Below are 21,145 nucleotides of genomic sequence, written 5' to 3'. Positions count from 1 at the left end.
AACCGTTAGCTGAAATAATTATTTAGATGCAATGGCCTGGCCCTGGAAAGCGGTGCGTTGCTCACCCTTGTAATCGGTGATCACTACTTTATCAACGAGGGTAGGAATAAAGGAGACTGTTTTAGAGCCTTCCGACAAGTAACCGGAACCGATGTTGTTTTCATGTTTTTCTTTGCGGCCATCCTTATAGAAAATTTCCGCGAAGCGATCTTTTTCGGTAAGACCAACCTTGCTTTGGGTATTAGTCGTAAAGCTGTAGGCAAACATCTTATCATTGTTGTTGGTACCGAGCAAAACAGGTGCTTCATTTTTTCCGAGATAGATGATAGCAAGCGCCTTGGCATCTTTACTGGAGAGAAATCCTGATTCCTGGATGCTCAATGGTTTAAAGTTTCCTTTTCCATCACCGAGCATTGTTAAACCAATGCATGCATCCTGTTTTTCTGTTTCTGATTCAGGGCTAAAGAAATTGCCATGTGCCAACAGATCAAGATTGCCATCGTTGTTGATATCAAAAGGAATTATTCCATATAAGCAGGAGAATTGAGCTTCCATCGGTAATGCGCGAACTACAAATTTTCCATCACCCTGGTTTTCGATATAAGAGGAAGCCAAAGTATTGGCAGTGAAATGCGTTGCTGCTGAAAGTGCTTCATTGCCAAACACTTCTTCTGTGGTTGCCAATGCAAAAGTTTTGTAGAGTTTGAATTTATCGCCGATCATCGGAATCTGTTCCGCCATTGTCATCCGTGTTTTAACAGGATAGGATTTGCCGTAGTTGTAAACAGAAAGAACAATGTCGTTGGTGCCGTTTTTATCAAAGTCGGAAGAATACAAATCAACAGGTTGTTCTTTTGAAGGAGTATAATAACGGGAGTTCAATCCTTCATTTCCGGCTACGTAGTCAACATCACCATCGTTATCGAAGTCGCCGGAGATGATGCTGTTCCACCAACCGGTTGCATCAGCCAATCCTGCGGCGGTAGTTGCATTGGAAAATTTGCCTCCGTCATTTTTATAGAGCGTCACAGGCATCCATTCGCCGATGATCATCAGGTCGAGTTTGTTATCAGCATTATAATCTGTCCAGATAGCGCCGCAAACCAATCCGCCTTTATCCAATTCAGGAGCTACTTCTTTCGTAACATCGGTAAACACTCCTTTATCATTGCGCAGGATGGTGCTCTTTGCAGGCATCGGATATTTGGTGGGCACTACACGTCCGCCAACAAATAAATCAAGGTCACCGTCATTATCATAATCTCCGGCTACTACACAGGAACCGCTTACCCGCATGTCAGGAAGTGCCTTTGTGTTTTTAGAAAAATTTCCTTTGCCATCATTTGTAAATAGTAAATCGTTGAGCAGTGGGTCCTCAGGACTGAATTCACTTCCACCTGTAGCCATATAAAGGTCTGCATCGTTATCGCCATCGGCATCAAAAAATAAAACACCTAATTGTTCAGTGGCTTTATCATTGGTCCAGGGTTGTGAAGGTGCTTTAACAAAAGTTTTGTTTGAAGTCTGCAGATACAATTCTCCGGGTGATCTAACAGCACCGCTTACAAAGAAGTCTTCAAGCCCATCGCCATTCACATCGGCAACGGCTAGACCGGGACCGAAGCGACTCATTTTATGAGGTAACAATAATTCTTTCTTGAAATCTTCATATTCATCTTCAACATGTTTGTAATCAATGCCGAGTTTTTCGGAAGCATCGGCAAACATCGGTGTGTATTTGGAATGAATGTCAATCTTTTCGTTAGTGGCATTTTTGTGATCGAGTTTCACCACCTGGTTTACGGCAAGATTTTTCAATACTTGTGTTTTTTCATCAGGCCAGATCACAATCACTTTATAAACGGTGTCGTCTTTTGCCAAACCGAAATGCGCGATGTTCTCAGAAGTTGACTGGTAACCACGCACAACGTGGTGCTGAATCATCTGCATGCCGCTTTTTGAATAGATGTAAATCTTGGTGCCGATGGCATTGATATTTTTATCGGTACCCGTGAGTTTGAAACGGATGTAATGATTGTTATCGAGCTTCTCGGAGTTGTTGCGATATACGATGGTAGATGATTCAGTAACGCTTGTAACCATGTCCATATCACCATCCATATCGAGATCAACCAATGCAGCACCATGAGTAATAGAAGGAAGGTTACAGCCCCAGTTATCAATCTCATTGGTGAAAGTGAAGTTGCCGTTGTTTTTATAAATGTAATTTGGAACAATCAGTTTTTTCTTGCTCACCAAAGTGTACAGTTTGTTATAAGCAACACTGTCTTTCCGGCGCGTGGCGTCTCTCATCGCCTGGTACAATTCACGTTCGTCAATATTCAACCAGCGGTAATAACCATTTGGGATGAACAGATCTTTCAGACCATCATTATCATAATCGCAGAACAAAGGCCCCCATGACCAATCAGTCGCGTCTACACCTGCGAGGTTGGCAATTTCAGAGTAGGTATTGTTGCCATTGTTGATGTGTAATGCATTCTTCACATATTGATAATGATAACCGCTGCTCACCATGTTGCTGAATTCATTTCTGCGAAGTCCGAGTGCAAAAGAGCGGCGCATGTAAGAATGGTCGAAACGCATGTCGCAGGTTACAATGTCCTGCCATGCATCATTGTTCACGTCAGCAATATCAACGCCCATGCTGAACATTGAGCTTTTTGAAAGCCAGTCGCCGGAGTGATCGGTGAAGGTTCCATTTCCATTGTTAATGTATAGATAATCGTACATCGCGAAGTCATTGCAACCATAGACATCCATCCATCCGTCATCATTCACATCGGCGGCACACACTGCTAATCCGTATCCGTGATTATTAATGCCGGCTTCTTTTGATACATCTGTGAATTTGCCATTGCCATCGTTGCGGAAAAATTTATCGCTTTGGTTTTTGCCCTGCTCCACCTTTTCGAGATTGTTGAAACGCATGCGTTCCACGAAATCGCTCGGATGATTTTTTACATACAGGTCAAGGTCGCCATCATTGTCGTAATCAAAAAATACTGCGCCCATCGTGTAACTGTCGGCGCATTCAATTCCATATTCTTTACCCTTTTCGGTAAAGGTTCCGTTGCCATTATTTATATAGAATAAATTCGCAAGTGAATCTTTCCAACGCGAGCGGCAGACATATACATCGTCGAAACCGTCATTGTTGATGTCTACTACTGCAACACCTGTTGACCAGCCTTTGTTAGTCTGCAGGATGCCTGAATTTTGGGAAGCATTCTTAAAATGCATGTTTCCTTCATTCACATAAATCTGATCGGCCACTTTATTGCCGGTCATATAAAGATCGGGCAAAGAGTCGCCGTTGATATTCATTACCGCTACACCGCCACCGTTGTAGTAGTTTACGTAGAGGTTATTATCATCAAGGAATTTAAAATCCATCCGGTTGGAAAAATCAATGCCGGTGGATTTATCTGTGAGCAGGTCGAACAGTTTTCCGGATGGTTCATCCAGTTTGGCAAATTTTGTACTGTCGGCAGGCGGAAAATCGAAGTTACGGGAGTACACGTGATCGAAATTCTTGCAGGACGCCATCAAGAGCGCTACTGCAGTTACAGCTACATAAGCCCTGAGGCGCGGAGAAAAATTACTCATGGTGTGTAATTTATTTGTTTGTTGATTTTTAAAGAATGGAAAAGAGCCACGAACCGTTTCAGATAGGATGTGAAAGGATTTTTTCAAACCGGTGGTTGAATGGATGATTCATGTAAGGCGGCAAATTTATCAACTTAATAGTGGCCGGAATGAGGTTTTAGTTTTCATTAACAAAATAGTAACGAGTGTCTAATAATGTTCAGCCTTGCTATGTAGAAATAGGTATGAAAACAGGTAGTGTATATACTGCTTAATCGCATGAACTATTATGATTTTCAGATTGGTTGCGTATGTTTAGTTTTCATTAACAAAAAATATATCCTTCATAAATTGAACAAAACGTTTAATAATTACTTTTGAGCCGCTTTTTAGAAATCTCACTCAACCAATCCTTCCTTTATGAAAAAATCCTTACCTGTACTGATGCTGCTTGTTGCATTGGTGGCCGGCAGTTTTTACAGTTGTGAAAACGGCGGTACCCAAAGCGGCAGCGTGTACAATGAAAAATCAAAACCCGCCACTGAATTCAATAACAGCATGGCTATTATCTGGGGTGATTTATTATTGGACCAAATCCGGTTTCAGCGTGTTGGCCCGCCACCTGCAGCACGTGCGATGGGTTATCTCGGAGCAGCAATGTATGAATCAGTGGTACATGGTATTCCGGATGGTCACTCATTAGCCGGTCAGTTAAAGGGACTCGATAAATTACCGGTGCCTGATGCGGGTATGGAATATGACTGGCCAACAGTTTTAAATAACTGTGCTTACTTAGTTTGTGATGAAGGGCTTTCCCGTTACATGGGTCCTAATACAGTAGCATTGGTGCAGCTTCGCGATAAAATGAATCATCAGTGTGATAGTATCGTTGCAAATGCTGATGTATCCGCACGATCCAAGCAATATGGACAAGATCTTGCCAATGCGTTTATTGATTACATGAAAACGGATCAGTATGATTATACGCGCGAAAACAATATTTATGAATCACCTTCACGGGCCGGAGATCCTGCGCATCCTGAATTATGGGAGCCAACCGATATTGACAAGACCGCTTTCGAACCTTACTTCGGCGGCTTGCGGCCATTAGGTTTGGATACAACGCAATTGTGCATGATGGAGCCTACTATTCCTTACAGTTCGGACTCGAGTTCAGAGTTTTGCAAGTTCTGCGAAAAATTGTATGGTATTGATACTTCATTTTCTGAGTACGACCGTATCACTTCATTGTACTGGGCTGATTGTCCTGTAGAAACCTACACTCCACCTGGTCACTGGATGAAAATCACCAAACAGCAAGTGAGAAAGAATGGTTATAACCTTGCTCAAACATGTGAGTTGTATGCTTACCTCGGCATGGCAGAATACAATGCAGCCATTTCTGTATGGAAGATCAAATACAAGGTTAACCTGTTACGTCCTAAAACCTACATAGCTGAAATGCTGAAAAAACCGGATTGGGAGCCCTATCTGGAAACACCTCCCTTCCCTGAATATCCATCAGGTCACTCAGGATTTTCCGGCGCGGCATCCACTGTTCTTACAAAATATTTCGGTGATAACGTTGAATTTACCGATAGTACCAATTTGGTAATTGGATTGTATCCGAGAAAATTTAAATCTTTTAATGCTGCTGCAAATGAGGCCGCGTATTCAAGGATGTATGGCGGTATTCACTACGAAGCTGCTATACTGGATGGCATAACTGTTGGAAGTTGTGTTGCCAATAACCTTTTGAAAAGTGTAACACTGGGAAGCGGTGGCGCTGCCGTAGCAAAAAAATAATATCGATTAATTCACGGAAAAAAGAAAATGGTCATGAAGAACGTCATAAAAATTGTATTAGTAATGGTGGCACTCACCCTTCCATTCGCCGGCAGCAGCCAGGTATTGATGAAGGAAATGCTTACCCAAAATCAAAAGGGAATGCTGGATAAGTCAGTGAACTGGCCCGGCAAAAAAATTTACTTTGAGTTAAAGTACGACAGCACTAAAACGTTTAAGTATGACGGTAAAGAGTCCGCCCGTTATTATTACACGTTGGGAATTGCCGACAATGCTGGAATGGCCAATGCCATTAAGGTACCTGCTATGATTCGCGATCTGGTGATCACCACCTACTTTGAAGTATACATGAATAATGGTACCGAAACAAAAACCTTTACGCTGGTATATGACAAGAATAACAAATGGTATCGCATCAAGTATGCACCACAGGCCGGATGCCGTCGCGAGGAATTGTGGAAACGGGTGAATGATATCAGCAGCTACAACAATTTGCTGCAATCAATGGTGGGTCAGATGGACAACAACCTGAAACTGGATTGCTACCGCGGACATGAGAAGATGGTAGTATTGGAATAGTAAGTTAGTTTTCTCTTGAAGACAAAACCCTTTCGGATTCCGGAGGGGTTTTGTTTTTTGGCGAGGTTGATACATCGATTGTTAAATATGTTGTGCAAGAAATCATACAAACGTAGAGACGCAATGCATTGCGTGAAACAAATAAAATTATAGAATATAACAGCAACACAATAAATTTCAAAGCCAGGAAAAAGAAATTTTAGAAAAATTCTGATCCTGGATTTCATCTATTCAAATCCACTAATGGATTTTTTTATTATATTTCGATTTCGCGAAAGCTGCCCAACACCAACAATTGCTCTATTTAATTCCTTCTCGGACGGCGCGTGATCAGTATTTACAGTTATTAAGGATTACGCCATGAACTCTGAAGCCGTTATTTCTAAGCAGGAAAAAAACAAACGTATTGCCAAGGAGTGGCATGAAGCCGATAAGTCAGGAGATAGCAATTTCAATTATCATCTTTATTTAGATGATGATTTTTCAGCCGATTTTTTCGGTCAGAAATTGAACAAGACTGATTATATAAGTCAGGTAAAAAAAGATGCCTCTGAATACAGCAATAATAAGATTGTTGTACACGAACAAATTGCTGAGGATGATAAAGTAGTATCGATGATGACCTGGACGGCAATTCATAAAACGGATACACTTGGAATGCCGGTAAAAGGGAAATCTATACATATTAAAGGTGTTTCTGTCGACTATTTTAAAAATGGAAAAGTAGTACGGCACTATCCTTTTTTTGATACTGCATTATTACTGAGGCGGCAGGCGGTTCGTGAAAAAGTGTATTTACGCATTGCACGTGATCTTCATGATAACATTGGTTCCACCCTTGGCAGCATTTCCTATTATAGCGAAATGGCACAGCAATTCACAGGCGAAAAACCTTCAAGGCTAAAAATGTTATTGGATAAAATTGATGCCACATCACACGAACTGGTAGAAGAAATGAGTGATATCGTTTGGGCAATCAATCCACAGAATGACAATTTTGAGAGTATCACTAACAGGATGAAAAAGTATGCGGTTGATTTATGTGCAGCACGTAATATTCATTTTATACTGGACACGAAAACAATATCCACAACGCTAAGGCTTTCAATTGATCAGCGTAAAAATATCTTTCTCATTTTCAAAGAAGCAGTTTATAATGCAATTAAATATTCCGGTTGTGATAGTTTCAGCGCATCTATCAGCAGATCGGCTAATGCGCTTATTGTTGAATTGTACGATAATGGAAAAGGGTTTGATTTAAATCAAGACGCGGGTTATAATGGAAACGGAATCCGGAACATGAAAAAGCGGGCGGAGGAAATTGGTGCTGAATTTTTCCTGCTTACCGAATCAGGAAAAGGAACGCAGATTCGCTTTGCGGTGCCGATGAGGCAAGTTTGATTACCAGGTTTATATCCGAATCTGTTTTTCCATTTTCAGCGAAGCAACAATTTATGGTCATCCCGATCCTTGCCTTCTTGATATAGGGTTGTTTTTGACATATTTCATGGTCTTTCATGAGTGCAATGATGACTCTAATAGTTTTCCAGTTGTATCACCAGAATTGGCGATTGACAACCATTTTAAATTTTGTATCGGTCTACATTTAACCAAAGGTATAATGTATGAAATCTGTACTTTCTTACAACAAATAGCAGGAACTAAGACCAAATGACTGGTTTATTGACCTATTCAGGAAGTTCCATTTTTTTAAATAACAAAGCGGGATCACCAGAATTGGCGATTGACCAGCATTGAAATTTTGTTCATATTTACAATGATGGAAGATGCTCCAATTAAAATATTACTCTTTGACGATAACAATCGTATCCGCGATTCTCTGGAAATCCTTTTTGCTTCCCATCCTGAATTCGAATGGTTGGGAGGCTATCAGGATGCCACAGACGCCAGCGTACTGGTGGAAACATTTGAGCCGGATGTAGTACTGATGGATATCGATATGCCGGGACTGAGTGGTATTGAAGCAACCACTATTATTAAAAAGAATTTTCCTGATCAGGTGATTCTCATGCTCACCACCTTTGACGATGAAGAAAAGATATTCGCGGCGATTTGTGCCGGCGCTTCAGGTTATCTCCTGAAAACCCAGTCACTGGTACACCTGATTGCCGGAGTGAAGGAAGCGCATACCGGCGGCGCACCCATGACGCCCTCCATTGCAGTGAAAGTCCTGAATCTTATTCAACAGAAAAATGCGCCTGCTAACCCGGATGCATTCAATCTGACAGATCGGGAGAAAGAGGTGCTGAAGCATCTTGTTAATGGAGATCCCTACAAAGGCATCGCTGACAAAATGCAAATCAGCTACGATACCGTACATTCTCATATAAAGCACATTTATAAAAAACTTCACGTGAATTCTGTAAGTGAAGCGGTATCAAAAGCGCTGAGGGAAAGGTTATGAGAACCTGATCCGTGGTAAAAGATTTTTCTGTATCTGTTTGCCAAAAAAATGTTGTTCCACATTTGTCAAGGATTGATTTAGTTAAGGTACTCACCTGAATTGGTGATTAACCTTCGTATTCTTATTATCAGCTATTCAACTAAATCAAAATGCAATGAAAAATAAAACAACATAATTGATTCATTGCAATTGCCGGTGCATGATCTGCTATTCATTGAATAATAAATGCAAGCGTTTTGGAAATGCTTGCATGGTTATTTTCCATAGGACAATCACGGCCATTATCCCTTCATTCAGTTTGTTTCCATCTCATAATTAATTTCTTTTGGTTGAAATGATTTGAATTGACTTCAGTAAAAAACTATCAGCACATTGATTTTGTAAGTGTTATTGATTGTTCGCCACAATTGGCGATTGACAAGGGCCTTTCTGCACTGCATCTTTACAGTGTTGAAAATGAAGTATCAGCAAATTCAATAAACACTAAACCCAAAACATACAATGAAAACCGCAACCAGCAATCACCCAATAAAAACAGCCACAACAGGCAAAAGAAATCAATGGATGGAATTATTGCAGCATGCAGGCATTGAAACGGGCGCATGGATGATGTCACTTGGATTTTTTGCTGGTTTTATATGGATGGCAATAAATATCATGTAAGCGGTAAATGTTTTAAAGAAGATCCAATGAAAAATAGAACAATCATAAACACTTATTCAGGATGGTTAATTGGTGATGCAGTAATTGATGCTGTGAAAGGAATATCAGCCTATCTGTTTGCAACCTATAATCCCACTGCCCGGCGTGAGGTTATAGACATCACCAACCGGCGGAATATGCAATCCGCAATAAGACCGTCTTATGCATATTCAGCCGCCTGTATATCAGGCGGCTATTTTTAAGTTGTGTGATCACCGGAATTGGTGATTGACAAGGCTTGATAATTTGTTGACTTTTATATCATAAAATAAAAATGCATTAATTAAATAGCATAACATGTTTCGGCACTTTGAATTTTAACCAGGCAGAAAGTGAATTTTGGATCAATGCCAGTGGTGAACGCATAGTTAAAAACGCACAGCGTAAATTATGACTGAAACGGGATTATTAGAGTCCAAAGAATTTCTACATAGGGTGCATTGGCACATTGGCAATTTGCTTGTTGCTTTCTAATGTTCGGAAGTACATCAGTAAGAAAGCACAGTTCACTTATCACAACTTTTCCCTTTTAAGAATCAAAGCGACAGGTTTGCAATGCGGACAATTGTCTGCTGTAATCAAAAGACTGATTTATCAAATACAAAAAATAAAATAGCATACAAACATTTAATAACAAAGCAGGAACGCTAAATCATTCTTTAAAGGTTTCAATCAATAATGTCTTATGCCCAATAAATTAAGAAAGAGAAAGGAAGAAGGTAATCCAAATCTTAAGGAATACAGCAGTGTTCCCATCTTTCATCATAACCACAATGATAACTCAACACGTTCAGATTTAATGGTGGTTCCTTCAGAAGATGGCGGAACATTAAAATCAATTAGGAAAATGCCATTGTCAAATTCTGCAAAGCGAAGAAATGATTTTTCAATGCTTCCACCAACACAGCAGAGTGAGAAGCACTTAACACCTTATCAAATTAATAAAGACACCTTTTTACTCATCTTTATTGCTGATAGCGAGAAAGGTGAATTCATGTCTTCCATTTTAAATAGCACAATTGGATTTTCCTGTGCCGGTGTTTTTAATGATGGGTATTACCTTATGGAAAGAATTGAAGCTACAAAGCCACAACTATTACTGATAGATGTCAGATTGCCGGATTTATATAGTGTGGAAGCTGTTAAGTTGATACACCGTTCCTATCCTAAAATAAAAATTCTTCTGCTAGCAGATCACGATGACGATGACATCGTATTTTCTGCTATTTGCGGAGGCGCTTCCGGTTATATTTTTAAAAATGATTCCTTTGAAAATATTCTCGAAAAGTTACAGGCATTCAAGCATGGAGCAACACTCATATCATATTCTATCCTGCAAAAAGTGATGGATCTATTGCATCATCAAAACGCACCTCACCAATTAAATGAATACAAGTTAACCTGCCGTGAGAATGAAGTGATAAGCCAGATGATTGAAGGTGCATCATACAAAATGATCGCGGACCACTTAGGTATCGCTTATGATACTGTTCACAATCATGTAAGAAATATTTATAGAAAGCTAAAGGTTAATTCTATGAGCGAAGCGGTTGCTAAAGTGCTGAAAAATCCAAGATGAACTTATTAATTAAAAAGATGATGGATTGAGATTTTAATTTTCACTTTGTAATAGACCTGTAGCCAGATTTGGTTATTGACAAGTGGGTATGCCACTTAATACCTTTAGATATTTCAAATTTTGATCGTGGGTGCAGATTGAATTATTTGATGTGACGTGAAGAAGTTGCAAATTCTGTACAATAGAAATATTACTGTGTAGACAACCTGGTAAACAAAACAATGGAAGCAGGTGAACATTCATTGCAAATCAATACGGCTCAATTTGAAAGAGGAATGCATTTAATACAGATGATTTCAGCAGATCGCATTCGGAATGAAAAACTGGTGGCACAATAATTTTTGTTGTGAAAGGAAAAACAGCATATCTAATTGCAACACATAATTCCGCTAGTCAGTGTGGATTTATAGGAGCAGTAACCGGAGCGAATGGTTCAATTCGCAATACTAATCTCTTTCTTATAATTTATTCAGCCACCTGCTTTCAGGCGGCTTCTTTATACTGTGCTATAACCAGAATAGGCGATTGACAAGGTCATTTAATCAGGTCATCTTTATATCATCAAAAAAATTCTTCATCAGAAACAAAGCATCATGCAACCACAAATCCTACTCAAACTTGTTGTCGTCATTTTTTTGCAACACCTCACCACCAATTTGCTTTTCGCACAAACACCAGCATCACCAACCCAACCAAATAACAGTGTTGCAAATTTTCCGGAGGCAAGTGCATACACGAATTCCAACCTCACTTACATAATCATCGATGCACCGAACAGCACCTTTTGCTATGATATATATGCAGAAGGAAAATTAATGATTCATCAAACGAGCGCCCCCGGTCTTCCGGGTAATGAAGGGTTTAAAGCAAGAGAAGATGCAGAGAAAGTAGCGCAACTGGTAATAGAGAAAATAAGAAAAGGTGAGATGCCACCGACAATTTCTATAGATGAAATGCCTGTACGCAAGTAGGCGGAAAAAAACTCGAAGTGGTAAAATGATTCAATGCTACTTTAGAAAAAACGCATCAAATTTTTTAAAACCGAATACTCATGAAAAACATTTTCACAATCCTGATTGCACTCACAGCAGTTGCATTCACATCCCAAGCACAAAACAATTGGGTACAAAAAAGTGACCTCGGGTTTGGTAGCGCGAATGTATCTGAACTAACGCCCCGATCTGGAGCAGTGGGTTTCAGCATCGGCAGCAAAGGATATGTTGGTACCGGTTCTGCAACCGATGGCATTAAAAAAGATTTCTGGGAATTTGATCCTGCTACCAATGCCTGGACGCAGAAAGCCGATTTCGGAGGCGCGGCAAGATTTTATGCCGTAGGTTTTTCCATCGGAGGGAAAGGATATATCGGCACTGGTACAGATGGTTATAACTATAAAAAGGATTTCTGGGAATATGATAATGCTACCAATTCCTGGACACAAAAATCCGATTTCGGCGGCACAGCAAGAGATTGGGCAGCAGGATTTTCTATCGGCAATAAAGGATATATCGGTACAGGTTATGCACCAGATGGCTATAAAATGGATTTTTGGGAGTATGATAATATGACCAATTCCTGGACACAGAAATCCGATTTCGGGGGTAGCGGAAGATTGGGAGCTGTAGGTTTTTCCATCAACTCCAAAGGATATATTGGTACCGGTTCTGCAACCGATGGCATCAAAAAAGATTTCTGGGAATACAATCCTTCTACCAACATCTGGAAAAAGAAATCAGATTTCGGAGGAGCGGCCAGATATGGAACCGTAGGTTTTTCCATAGGCAGCAAAGGCTATATTGGGACTGGTATCGATCCTAATTATAACTATAAAAAGGATTTTTGGGAATATGATCCTGCGACCGATGCCTGGATACAGAAAGCCGATTTCGCGGGCATGGCAAGATACTTAGACGTAGGTTTTTCCATTGGCAGCAAAGGATATATTGGAGCTGGTTTTACCTATGTTGATTATAATTACAGTTATGCAAAGGATTTCTGGGAATTCGATCCTGCTGTAAATACCTGGATTCAAAAGATCGATTTCGTGAGTATAGCAAGAATTGGAGCTGTAGGTTTTTCTATTGGCAGCAAAGGTTATATTGGTACCGGTTATACGGGTGAATTTTTCAAGGATTTCTGGGAATACAATACTACTACCAATGCATGGACACAGAACGCAGATTTCGGGGGCACGGCAAGAAAATTTGCTGTAGGTTTTTCAGTTGGTAATAAAGGATACATCGGTACCGGTTATGCAACCGATGGCTATAAAAGGGATTTCTGGGAATACAATCCAGCTACAAATACCTGGGCACAGAAAGACGATTTCGGAGGCGCGGCAAGAGACTATGCCGTAGGTTTTTCCATCGCCAGCAAAGGATATATTGGCACCGGGCATATTTACGATTATCCTTTTTATACAAAAGATTTTTGGGAATACGACCCTGATGCTGATACCTGGACACAGAAAGGGGATTTCGGGGGCACGGGAAGAGAGGGCGCTGTCGGATTTTCCATCGGCAGCAAAGGGTATATCGGAACGGGGTATGATGGAGTTGGACCTACCTTCCATACAAAGGATTTTTGGGGATATGATCCTTCTACCAATGCGTGGACACAGAAACCTGATTTCGGGGGTACGGCAAGAATTGGAGCTGTTGGTTTTGCAATTGGTAGCAAAGGGTATATAGGGACCGGTGACGATGATAATTATACCAATAAAAACGATTTCTGGGAATACGATCCAAGCGTCAATATCTGGACACACAAAGATGATTTTGGGGGCACCGGAAGGGAGGGCGCCGTCGGTTTTTCCGTCGGAAGCAAAGGATATATCGGTACCGGAAGTGATCCCTATTTTAAAAAAGATTTCTGGGAATATACTCAAGATAGTCTTGAGACTTTATCGCTCACATCGAATATAGTGCAACCTAATGATTTAGTGCTTGTGAGTTATTCTACGGTATTAACCTTTAATGCTGACAACATTTTCACTGCGCAACTTTCTGATACAAGCGGAAGTTTTTCTTCGCCAATTGATATTGGTTCTCTCACTTCGACTACATCAGGGACAATAGCTGCTGTCATTCCTGCATCAACTCCGTCCGGAACTGCTTACCGCATTCGGGTGGTAAGTTCTGATCCATCAATTATAGGAACAGACAATGGAACAAACATTAAGATTAGTTTCACCGATATCTGGTTACAGAAAGCGGATTTCGAGGGGCTTAACATCGACATAGGTTTTTCCATCGGCAGTAAAGGATATATTGGCGGTTACAAAGATTTCTGGGAATATGATCCTTCTACAAATGTATGGACACAGAAAGCCGATTTCGGAGGCACTGGTGCTGGTGTAGGTTTCTCGATCGGTAGCAAAGGGTATATTGGTTCCAATGGTTCCAAAGATTTCTGGGAATATAATCCTGGTACAAATGCATGGACTCAGAAAGCTGACTTTGGAGGCACGGCAAGATGGGGAGCCGTAGGTTTTTCGATAGGCAGCAAAGGATATATGGGTACCGGCCTCGATATTACTGGTACTTATAAAAATGATTTCTGGGAATATGATCCTGCTACCGATGTCTGGACAAAGAGAGCCACTCTTGCAGCCGGGGAAAGATGGTTGGCCGTAGGTTTTTCTATCGGGAGCAAAGGATATATCGGGACCGGTTATAATGAATGGGGATATTATCCATATTACCATGATCAGTTTTACAGTGATTTCTATGAATATGATCCTGCTACTAATAAATGGACAGGGAAAGCTAGTTTCGGCGGCACAGCAAGACAGTTAGCGGCGGGTTTTTCTATTGGCACCAAAGGATATATTGGTTGTGGTGATTATTATTATGATTATGATGAGCAGAATGATTATTATTATTACTACTACAAGGATTTTTGGGAATATGATCCAAATGTAAATACCTGGACAGAAAAAGCGGTTTACGGGGGGCCGGCTGGAAAAGGCGTTGGTCTCTCTATAGGCAGCAAAGGATATATATGCAGTGGAAAGGATTTCTGGGAATATACACCTGAAATGCTGGTCACTTGTAATGTTCCAACATTGCTCTCAACGGGTAATATTACAGCCACTAATGCAAATCTAAAATGGCAGACAGTTAGTGGTGCACTAAGTTATAAGATCCGATACAAAGTAGCAGGCACTTCAGAATGGAACAATACCAAATCCCTCGAGCATCATAAAACATTAAACGGGTTAGCAGCCAACACCGAATATGCCTGGCAGGTGAAATCATTTTGCGAAATTGATCCGGTTGTTTCTTCCGAATGGTCACCCAAAGAATTTTTTACTACGGCTCCACTGAAACTTACAGATGAGGAATCAGAACCCACCTTCTTAGAAATTTATCCCAATCCCTTCTCCGCTTCCACCACCATTTCATTTTCAATACATCAGAATTCCAGAATACAAATTGAGCTGTTGGATATCGCTGGAAGAAAACTGCGAATACTGTTAAATGAAAATGTGACTGCCGGAAATTATGAATTGAATCTCAATCGTGATCAATTGAGTGCGGGAATTTATTTCTTACGGATGAAAATTAACGCAGTCCTGATGGTGAAAAAAATGGTGGTGGAATAAAAAAGTGAAGCGTATGAAGGGTATGTAACATGTAATTTATTGATTATGAAAAACAATCATTTAATTTTTTTTGATCTTCAAAAGTTAACACTATGAGAAAAATTAATTTACTACTCCTGATTATTTTGAGAAGTTCATTTGCAGTTGCTCAAATCACAGCACCGGACATAGCATGGCAAAAAACCATTGGTGGCAATGGAACTGATCAACTGTACGCTGTTATTCAAACTATCGATGACGGTTACCTTCTTGGCGGTTACTCTTCATCCGGTATTTCCGGTGATAAAACGGAAGTCTGCCAGGGAAACAATGATTATTGGGCAATAAAGTTGGATGCCACAGGAAATATGGAGTGGCAAAATACCATTGGAGGTAGCGCCATTGATAATTTATATAATGTCATCGAATCAACAGACGGAGGATATTTTTTAGTTGGTACTTCAGGGTCAGGTATTTCAGGAGACAAAACTGAAGCGGTCCAGGGTCTTTGGGAAGTTAAGCTCGATGGTACAGGCAGCATAGCATGGCAAAAAAGCAGTAGCGTTCTATACTTTGATAAAAGTTCTGCAATTCAAACTTCGGATGGCGGTTACCTGGTTGGCTGCACTCGGATTGACTGGTCTGATTATGATACAGATTATTTCGTGGTGAAGCTGGATGCTTCGGGAAATTTTCAGTGGCAAAATACTATGGTAGGTGGCTATACTCCTGATTACCTGCATGCCATTGTTCAATCGGATGATGGCGGATATCTGCTGTGTGGATCCAGCTCAGGTGGTAACGGTCCAGACTACTATAACGACTATTTGGTAGTGAAGCTGGATGCTTCAGGTAATACGCAGTGGGAAAATTACATTGGCGGCGATTCTTATGATGAATTGTATTCTGTTGTCAAAACTGCAGACGGAGGTTACCTGCTCGGAGGATATTCCTATTCAGGTATTTCAGGCGAGAAAACCGAAGCGAGCCAGGGAAGCAATGACTATTGGGTGGTTAGACTGGATGCTGCAGGCAGTATTCAATGGCAAAACACAATTGGAGGAAGCGGAGAGGACATGCTGCATGCTGTTGTTCTAACCTCCGATAATGGTTATTTGCTTGGAGGAACTTCAGCATCAGGTATTTCAGGAGACAAAACTGAAGCAAGCAAGGGCAGTTCCGATTATTGGGTAGTGAAACTGGATGTTTCCGGTAACATAGAATGGCAAAAAACCATAGGGGGTGATTTATTGGATGACTTGAATTCTCTAGAACAATCAACTGATGGAAGTTATCTTTTGGGCGGTTATTCTTCTTCAGGCATTAGCGGTGATAAAACTGAAGTGAGTAAAGGCGGCAATGACTACTGGGTGGTGAAGCTGAATGCGTCTGTGGTATCCAGTGAATGCCAGGTGCCATCCGCTGCTTTAACAGTGAATATCACTGGCACTACCGCAAAACTAAAATGGCAAACCACCCCCGGAGCCCTCAGCTACAAAGTTCGGTACAAAGTCGCCGGCACTTCTGAATGGACAACTACTAAATGTCATAATAATAATAAAGCACTTCAAGCATTGGCAGCGGGCACTGAATACGTCTGGCAGGTGAAGTCGATTTGCGAAATTGATCTGGTTGTTTCTTCCGAATGGTCTGAAAAACAATTCTTCACTACCGATGATTTGCGATTATCCGAAATGGCCGATGACGAAATGAAGTTTTCGGTTTATCCCAATCCCATTTCCTCTTCTGCCACGGTAACGTTTTTCTTAAGTAAAGAATCAAATGTCACCATTGAAATGATGGATGTAAATGGAAGATCATTAAGAGTAATTACAAAAAAGGATTTTTCAGCAGGAAATCATGAAGTGATCTTTAATCGTGAATCATTGGTTGGAGGTATTTATTTCTTACAACTAAAAACCAATGAAGGAGTGATGAGGAAGAAACTGATCCTCCTTCACTAATTTATACAACGAAGCTTTAGCGCAGTTGGAAGTTTTTGCGGGTAAATGATGGAATAAAATTGATAGCGTGTTAAATAAACAAATCAACTCATCCTTATGAACTTTTGAAATCATGAAAAAGATTACATTTCTTATGGCAATTTTACTTGCAGCCGGTTTAACCAGAAGCCGGGCACAAGATACCTGGACTCAGAAAGCCGATTTCGTAGGAACAAGAATAGGGGCAGTTGGATTTTCCATCGGCAGCAAAGGGTATATCGGTACTGGGGATAATGGAATAGGTCTTACAAATGATTTCTGGGAATATGATCCTTCAATTAATATCTGGACTCAGAAGGCCGATTTCGGAGGTGCAAAAAGATTCAACGCAGTCGGATTCTCCATCGGCAATAAAGGGTATATAGGAACAGGTGATGCGACTGCGGCTAAAAAAGATTTTTGGGAATATGATCCTTCTAATAATACCTGGACTCAGAAAGCCGACTTTGCGGGAACAACAAGATGGTCGGCTGTGGGATTTTCGATTGGCAACAAAGGATATATCGGTACCGGTTATAATGGAAATTCTAAAAAAGATTTCTGGGAATATGATCCTTCCACTGATGCCTGGACGCAAAAAGCTGACTTTGGTGGTGGGGAAAGACAGAGAGCAGTTGGATTTTCGATCGGTGCCAGAGGGTATATCAGTACTGGCCTGGCTCCGGATGGAAACAATAAAAATGATTTCTGGGAATATGATCCTGCTACCAGTATCTGGACACAGAAAGCCAACTTCGGTGGCGCAGCAAGATCATTGGCAGTCGGATTTTCTATTGGTACCCAAGGGTATATCGGTACGGGTCAAATTTTTTTCTCCGATAGCAAGGATTTTTGGGAATATGATCAGGTTACTAATACCTGGATAGAGAAAACCGACCTCGCAGGAACGGAAAGATTTTGGGCAGTCGGATTTTCCATAGGCAGCAATGGATATATCGGAACGGGCTATAATGATAATCAAGGTTACAAAAATGATTTCTGGGAATACACTTTAGAAAATACTTCACCCACCTGCGCTATTCCCACCACCTTTTCTGCCTTCAACATCACCCCCAACACCGCAAAACTTAAATGGCTGAATATAAACGATGCACTCAGCTATAAAATAAGATATAAGACAACCGGCACTTCCGAATGGACTCTCACCAAGTCTACAGAAAATCATAAAAACCTTAACGGATTAGCAGCCAGCACTGAATACGTTTGGCAAGTAAAATCTTTTTGTGAGATTAATCCGGTTGTAGCATCTGATTGGTCAGCCAAACAATTTTTTACTACAGCTCCATTAAGAATATACAGTGTAAATGTTGAGGCAACAGTACTTGAAATTTATCCCAATCCATCTTCCGGAAATTCCACGCTTCATTTAATCCTCACACAATCCTCACTAGTCACCATTAAAATTTTTGATGTGAATGGAAAAGAAATTTCAACTGTGTCGAATGAAATCTATGAAGCGGGTGATCATTCACTGCCGATTAATACAACATCATTTGCAAAAGGAATATATCTGGTGCAAATGATTTCAGCAGATGGAATTCAAAATCAAAAACTGCTGCTCCAATAAATTTAGGACTTGAAGGAGTTTCCACTGTAATGAATGCTAACCTTTAGCCTTTAAAACAGCCTGGATTTCAGTCCATTTTACAGTATTGTTTACGCTCTCTTTTTGTGGCTGTTCTACCTATATCATACTCGCCACAATTGGCTATTGACAAGGCCTTTTAATGCCGCCATCTTTATGTCTTGATTATTAAATATTCAAAAAATAAACACCATGAAATTTATCCATCGTATTTTTTATTTGCTCCGGCTGCTAGTCGTTACCTGGCTGGTAATACCACCTGAAAACACTGCTGCGCAAACTCCCGACTGGAGCACTTCGATTGCATCTCTTTTATACAGCCATTGCACACACTGTCATCATTCGGGAGGTATCGCCCCTTTCTCTATGATGACTTATGAGGAGGCATCCAACTGGGGCTTTTCCATGTTGACTCAGGTAAATGCCAAGCGCATGCCTCCCTGGCCGCCTGATCCAAATTATTGTCATCTCAAGGATGAGAATGTGCTCACGGAAAATGAGATCAATGCAATTAATAACTGGGTAAACAATTATATGCCCATAGGTGATATTAACCTGGCTCCGCCACTACCCATCTATAACGGATCTTCTATCATGACCGATCCTGATGAAACTTTTCACCTACCGGTTTTCACACTTCCTGATGAAGGCAATGTGTACTGGCGGTTCGTGAATCAACCCGGATATACCGAACCCAAATATCTTAATGCTGTTGAGTTCGTAGCCGGAAATCCTTCCATTGTTCATCACGTAACATTGGGATTGGACAACACGGGCCTTGCGGAGATAGACGATCAAAATTATCCCGGACCCGGTTGCCCGAGAGGTTTCGGGGAGAATCCTGCAGTAAGTGTCTTCATGTCGCAGAGTGAAGGGCGGGTTTCCACGCTTCCCGCTAACATAGGATTTGAAGTGCTTGTTGGCACTGATTACGTTTCTGACATGCACTATTTTGCAGATACGTTGAATGAAATGGACAGTTCAAAAGTGAATCTGAAGTTCTGCACGGTTGCGAACCCACGTGCAGTAAAGACAGAAAAAACACTATATGGTAATCTGCCATGTCTCATTGACGGGCCGTTGGAAATTCAGGCCAATACCGTTAAAACATTTCACCTGGTATCAGCGGCGTATCCGGAAGATCGCTCACTACTGGGATTTGGTCCGCACTCACACTTGATATGCCAGTCGTGGAAGGTGTACATGGTGATTCCTGCAGGTGACACTGTTCCGCTGATCAGCATTCCTCATTGGGATTTTGACTGGCAGGGAAGCTACCTGCTTACTAAAGTGATCAAGATTCCGGCTGGTTCCATCATATATGGAACAGTAGTATATGACAATACCACTAATAATCCCGACAACCCGAGTAATCCACCGCAAACTGTTTATGGCAATGGATCAATGCTGGGTGAAATGGCGCAAGTGCATTTCTGGACGATGGACTATGAGCCCGGTGATGAAGATATAATCCTCGACAGTGCTTTTTATGGTTATCCGACGGGAAGTGCCTTTCATAAACCCGCAGGATTGCTCACATTATTTCCCAATCCGGCTTCGCAAAAAATTTCCGTAGCATTCACTGACAATAATGGTCAGGAAGTTGAATTCTCGGTATACAATCAGTTTGGTGAATGTATGTCGGTAATTAAAAAAAGATGGGTTGAAAGCAATCAAACAGTTGAACTGGATTGCAGTTCTTTCCCCGCAGGCATTTATCTTTTAACAATGCGAAACGGAGAAACAGTCAACACGAATAAGTTTGTAGTTGTGAAGTAATCTTTTCATTTTTCCGAACATGGACAACGCGAATTTCGCGGAGAGAAATAATTTCTTTCATGAGACCATACAAAGCATCGATCCGTTTTTAATCTGTACCATCCGCATCATCTTCTGTTCGATTTTACAGATCATTGCAGATTGATTCATGAAGACAAAGTGTGAATTCCTCAATTCAATATTTATTACCAGCCGTCATATTTTATTGTGGATATCTTCTAAATTGCAATTGCAATTTTTTATGATATGAGTTGCTATATTGATGTCCTGATTTCAGCCAAAAAAACATACACATGGCCACAAAAAGCAATAACACCAACCGGTCTTCAAATGAAACCGGCGTTGAATTGGGCGCCTGGATATTTTCTACCGTGTTTTTTATCAGTATAGTTTGGATAATGGCAAATATTCTTCACCGCATTTTTTTCTTCTGAACTTTTTTTCACCCTGTAAATAGTCAGGAGTTGATAAGTAGCAGCGAAGTAATAGGTGT

The 21,145-nt window shown here is 40.8% G+C and carries 14 protein-coding genes; 13 read left to right on the top strand and 1 reads right to left on the bottom strand.

What is annotated here, in order from left to right:
* Positions 1-18: 18 nt before the first annotated feature.
* Complete coding sequence (locus IPO83_06940; protein MBK9731007.1) at positions 19-3,630, bottom strand: VCBS repeat-containing protein; 3,612 nt, start codon at positions 3,628-3,630, stop codon at positions 19-21.
* 399 nt (positions 3,631-4,029) lie between these two features.
* Here IPO83_06940 and IPO83_06935 point away from each other — a divergent pair, with 399 nt between their 5' ends.
* The 13 genes from IPO83_06935 (at position 4,030) to IPO83_06875 (ending at position 21,086) form a co-directional block, all read left to right on the top strand.
* Positions 4,030-5,415 carry a vanadium-dependent haloperoxidase gene (locus IPO83_06935; protein ID MBK9731006.1) on the top strand — a complete coding sequence of 462 codons (1,386 nt, stop codon included), beginning with the start codon at positions 4,030-4,032 and terminating at the stop codon, positions 5,413-5,415.
* Positions 5,416-5,448: 33 nt separating this feature from the next.
* Positions 5,449-5,994, top strand: coding sequence for a hypothetical protein (locus IPO83_06930; protein ID MBK9731005.1), 546 nt, complete (start codon positions 5,449-5,451; stop codon positions 5,992-5,994).
* Between the two features lie 360 nt (positions 5,995-6,354).
* Positions 6,355-7,395 (top strand): ester cyclase, encoded by a 1,041-nt coding sequence (locus IPO83_06925; protein MBK9731004.1) that lies wholly within the window; start codon positions 6,355-6,357, stop codon positions 7,393-7,395.
* A gap of 379 nt (positions 7,396-7,774) precedes the next feature.
* Positions 7,775-8,419, top strand: a complete 645-nt coding sequence (locus tag IPO83_06920; protein ID MBK9731003.1) for a response regulator transcription factor — start codon at positions 7,775-7,777, stop codon at positions 8,417-8,419.
* A gap of 344 nt (positions 8,420-8,763) precedes the next feature.
* A complete protein-coding gene (locus IPO83_06915; protein ID MBK9731002.1) occupies positions 8,764-9,012 on the top strand; it encodes a hypothetical protein in 249 nt (82 codons plus the stop codon).
* A gap of 9 nt (positions 9,013-9,021) precedes the next feature.
* Complete coding sequence (locus IPO83_06910; GenBank protein MBK9731001.1) at positions 9,022-9,324, top strand: hypothetical protein; 303 nt, start codon at positions 9,022-9,024, stop codon at positions 9,322-9,324.
* Positions 9,325-9,806: 482 nt separating this feature from the next.
* Positions 9,807-10,700, top strand: a complete 894-nt coding sequence (locus IPO83_06905) for a response regulator transcription factor (protein ID MBK9731000.1) — start codon at positions 9,807-9,809, stop codon at positions 10,698-10,700.
* Between the two features lie 593 nt (positions 10,701-11,293).
* Positions 11,294-11,671 carry a DUF4907 domain-containing protein gene (locus IPO83_06900; protein MBK9730999.1) on the top strand — a complete coding sequence of 126 codons (378 nt, stop codon included), beginning with the start codon at positions 11,294-11,296 and terminating at the stop codon, positions 11,669-11,671.
* An 80-nt stretch (positions 11,672-11,751) separates the two neighbouring features.
* Positions 11,752-15,306 carry a T9SS type A sorting domain-containing protein gene (locus IPO83_06895; GenBank protein ID MBK9730998.1) on the top strand — a complete coding sequence of 1,185 codons (3,555 nt, stop codon included), beginning with the start codon at positions 11,752-11,754 and terminating at the stop codon, positions 15,304-15,306.
* A 92-nt stretch (positions 15,307-15,398) separates the two neighbouring features.
* Positions 15,399-17,249, top strand: a complete 1,851-nt coding sequence (locus IPO83_06890) for a T9SS type A sorting domain-containing protein (GenBank protein ID MBK9730997.1) — start codon at positions 15,399-15,401, stop codon at positions 17,247-17,249.
* 112 nt (positions 17,250-17,361) lie between these two features.
* Positions 17,362-18,855: a T9SS type A sorting domain-containing protein gene (locus IPO83_06885; GenBank protein MBK9730996.1), complete on the top strand. Its 1,494-nt coding sequence runs from the start codon at positions 17,362-17,364 to the stop codon at positions 18,853-18,855.
* Positions 18,856-19,065: 210 nt separating this feature from the next.
* Positions 19,066-20,652 (top strand): T9SS type A sorting domain-containing protein, encoded by a 1,587-nt coding sequence (locus tag IPO83_06880; GenBank protein MBK9730995.1) that lies wholly within the window; start codon positions 19,066-19,068, stop codon positions 20,650-20,652.
* A 293-nt stretch (positions 20,653-20,945) separates the two neighbouring features.
* Positions 20,946-21,086, top strand: coding sequence for a hypothetical protein (locus IPO83_06875; GenBank protein MBK9730994.1), 141 nt, complete (start codon positions 20,946-20,948; stop codon positions 21,084-21,086).
* Positions 21,087-21,145: the final 59 nt, after the last annotated feature.

Source organism: Chitinophagaceae bacterium, assembly GCA_016717285.1.
Classification (GTDB): domain Bacteria; phylum Bacteroidota; class Bacteroidia; order Chitinophagales; family UBA10324; genus JACCZZ01.
The sequence above is the reverse complement of the archived record's forward strand: the minus strand, read 5'-3'. Positions and strand labels throughout refer to the sequence as shown.

What these genes read in the sequence shown, in the direction of transcription:
- IPO83_06880 (MBK9730995.1), top strand. Translation starts at nt 19,066, where the DNA reads ATGAAATTTATCCATCGTATTTTTTATTTGCTCCGGCTGCTAGTCGTT.
- IPO83_06890 (MBK9730997.1), top strand. Translation starts at nt 15,399, where the DNA reads ATGAGAAAAATTAATTTACTACTCCTGATTATTTTGAGAAGTTCATTT.
- IPO83_06925 (MBK9731004.1), top strand. Translation starts at nt 6,355, where the DNA reads ATGAACTCTGAAGCCGTTATTTCTAAGCAGGAAAAAAACAAACGTATT.
- IPO83_06895 (MBK9730998.1), top strand. Translation starts at nt 11,752, where the DNA reads ATGAAAAACATTTTCACAATCCTGATTGCACTCACAGCAGTTGCATTC.
- IPO83_06935 (MBK9731006.1), top strand. Translation starts at nt 4,030, where the DNA reads ATGAAAAAATCCTTACCTGTACTGATGCTGCTTGTTGCATTGGTGGCC.
- IPO83_06920 (MBK9731003.1), top strand. Translation starts at nt 7,775, where the DNA reads ATGGAAGATGCTCCAATTAAAATATTACTCTTTGACGATAACAATCGT.
- IPO83_06885 (MBK9730996.1), top strand. Translation starts at nt 17,362, where the DNA reads ATGAAAAAGATTACATTTCTTATGGCAATTTTACTTGCAGCCGGTTTA.
- IPO83_06910 (MBK9731001.1), top strand. Translation starts at nt 9,022, where the DNA reads ATGGATGATGTCACTTGGATTTTTTGCTGGTTTTATATGGATGGCAAT.
- IPO83_06930 (MBK9731005.1), top strand. Translation starts at nt 5,449, where the DNA reads ATGAAGAACGTCATAAAAATTGTATTAGTAATGGTGGCACTCACCCTT.
- IPO83_06905 (MBK9731000.1), top strand. Translation starts at nt 9,807, where the DNA reads ATGCCCAATAAATTAAGAAAGAGAAAGGAAGAAGGTAATCCAAATCTT.
- IPO83_06940 (MBK9731007.1), bottom strand. Translation starts at nt 3,630, where the DNA reads ATGAGTAATTTTTCTCCGCGCCTCAGGGCTTATGTAGCTGTAACTGCA.
- IPO83_06900 (MBK9730999.1), top strand. Translation starts at nt 11,294, where the DNA reads ATGCAACCACAAATCCTACTCAAACTTGTTGTCGTCATTTTTTTGCAA.
- IPO83_06875 (MBK9730994.1), top strand. Translation starts at nt 20,946, where the DNA reads ATGGCCACAAAAAGCAATAACACCAACCGGTCTTCAAATGAAACCGGC.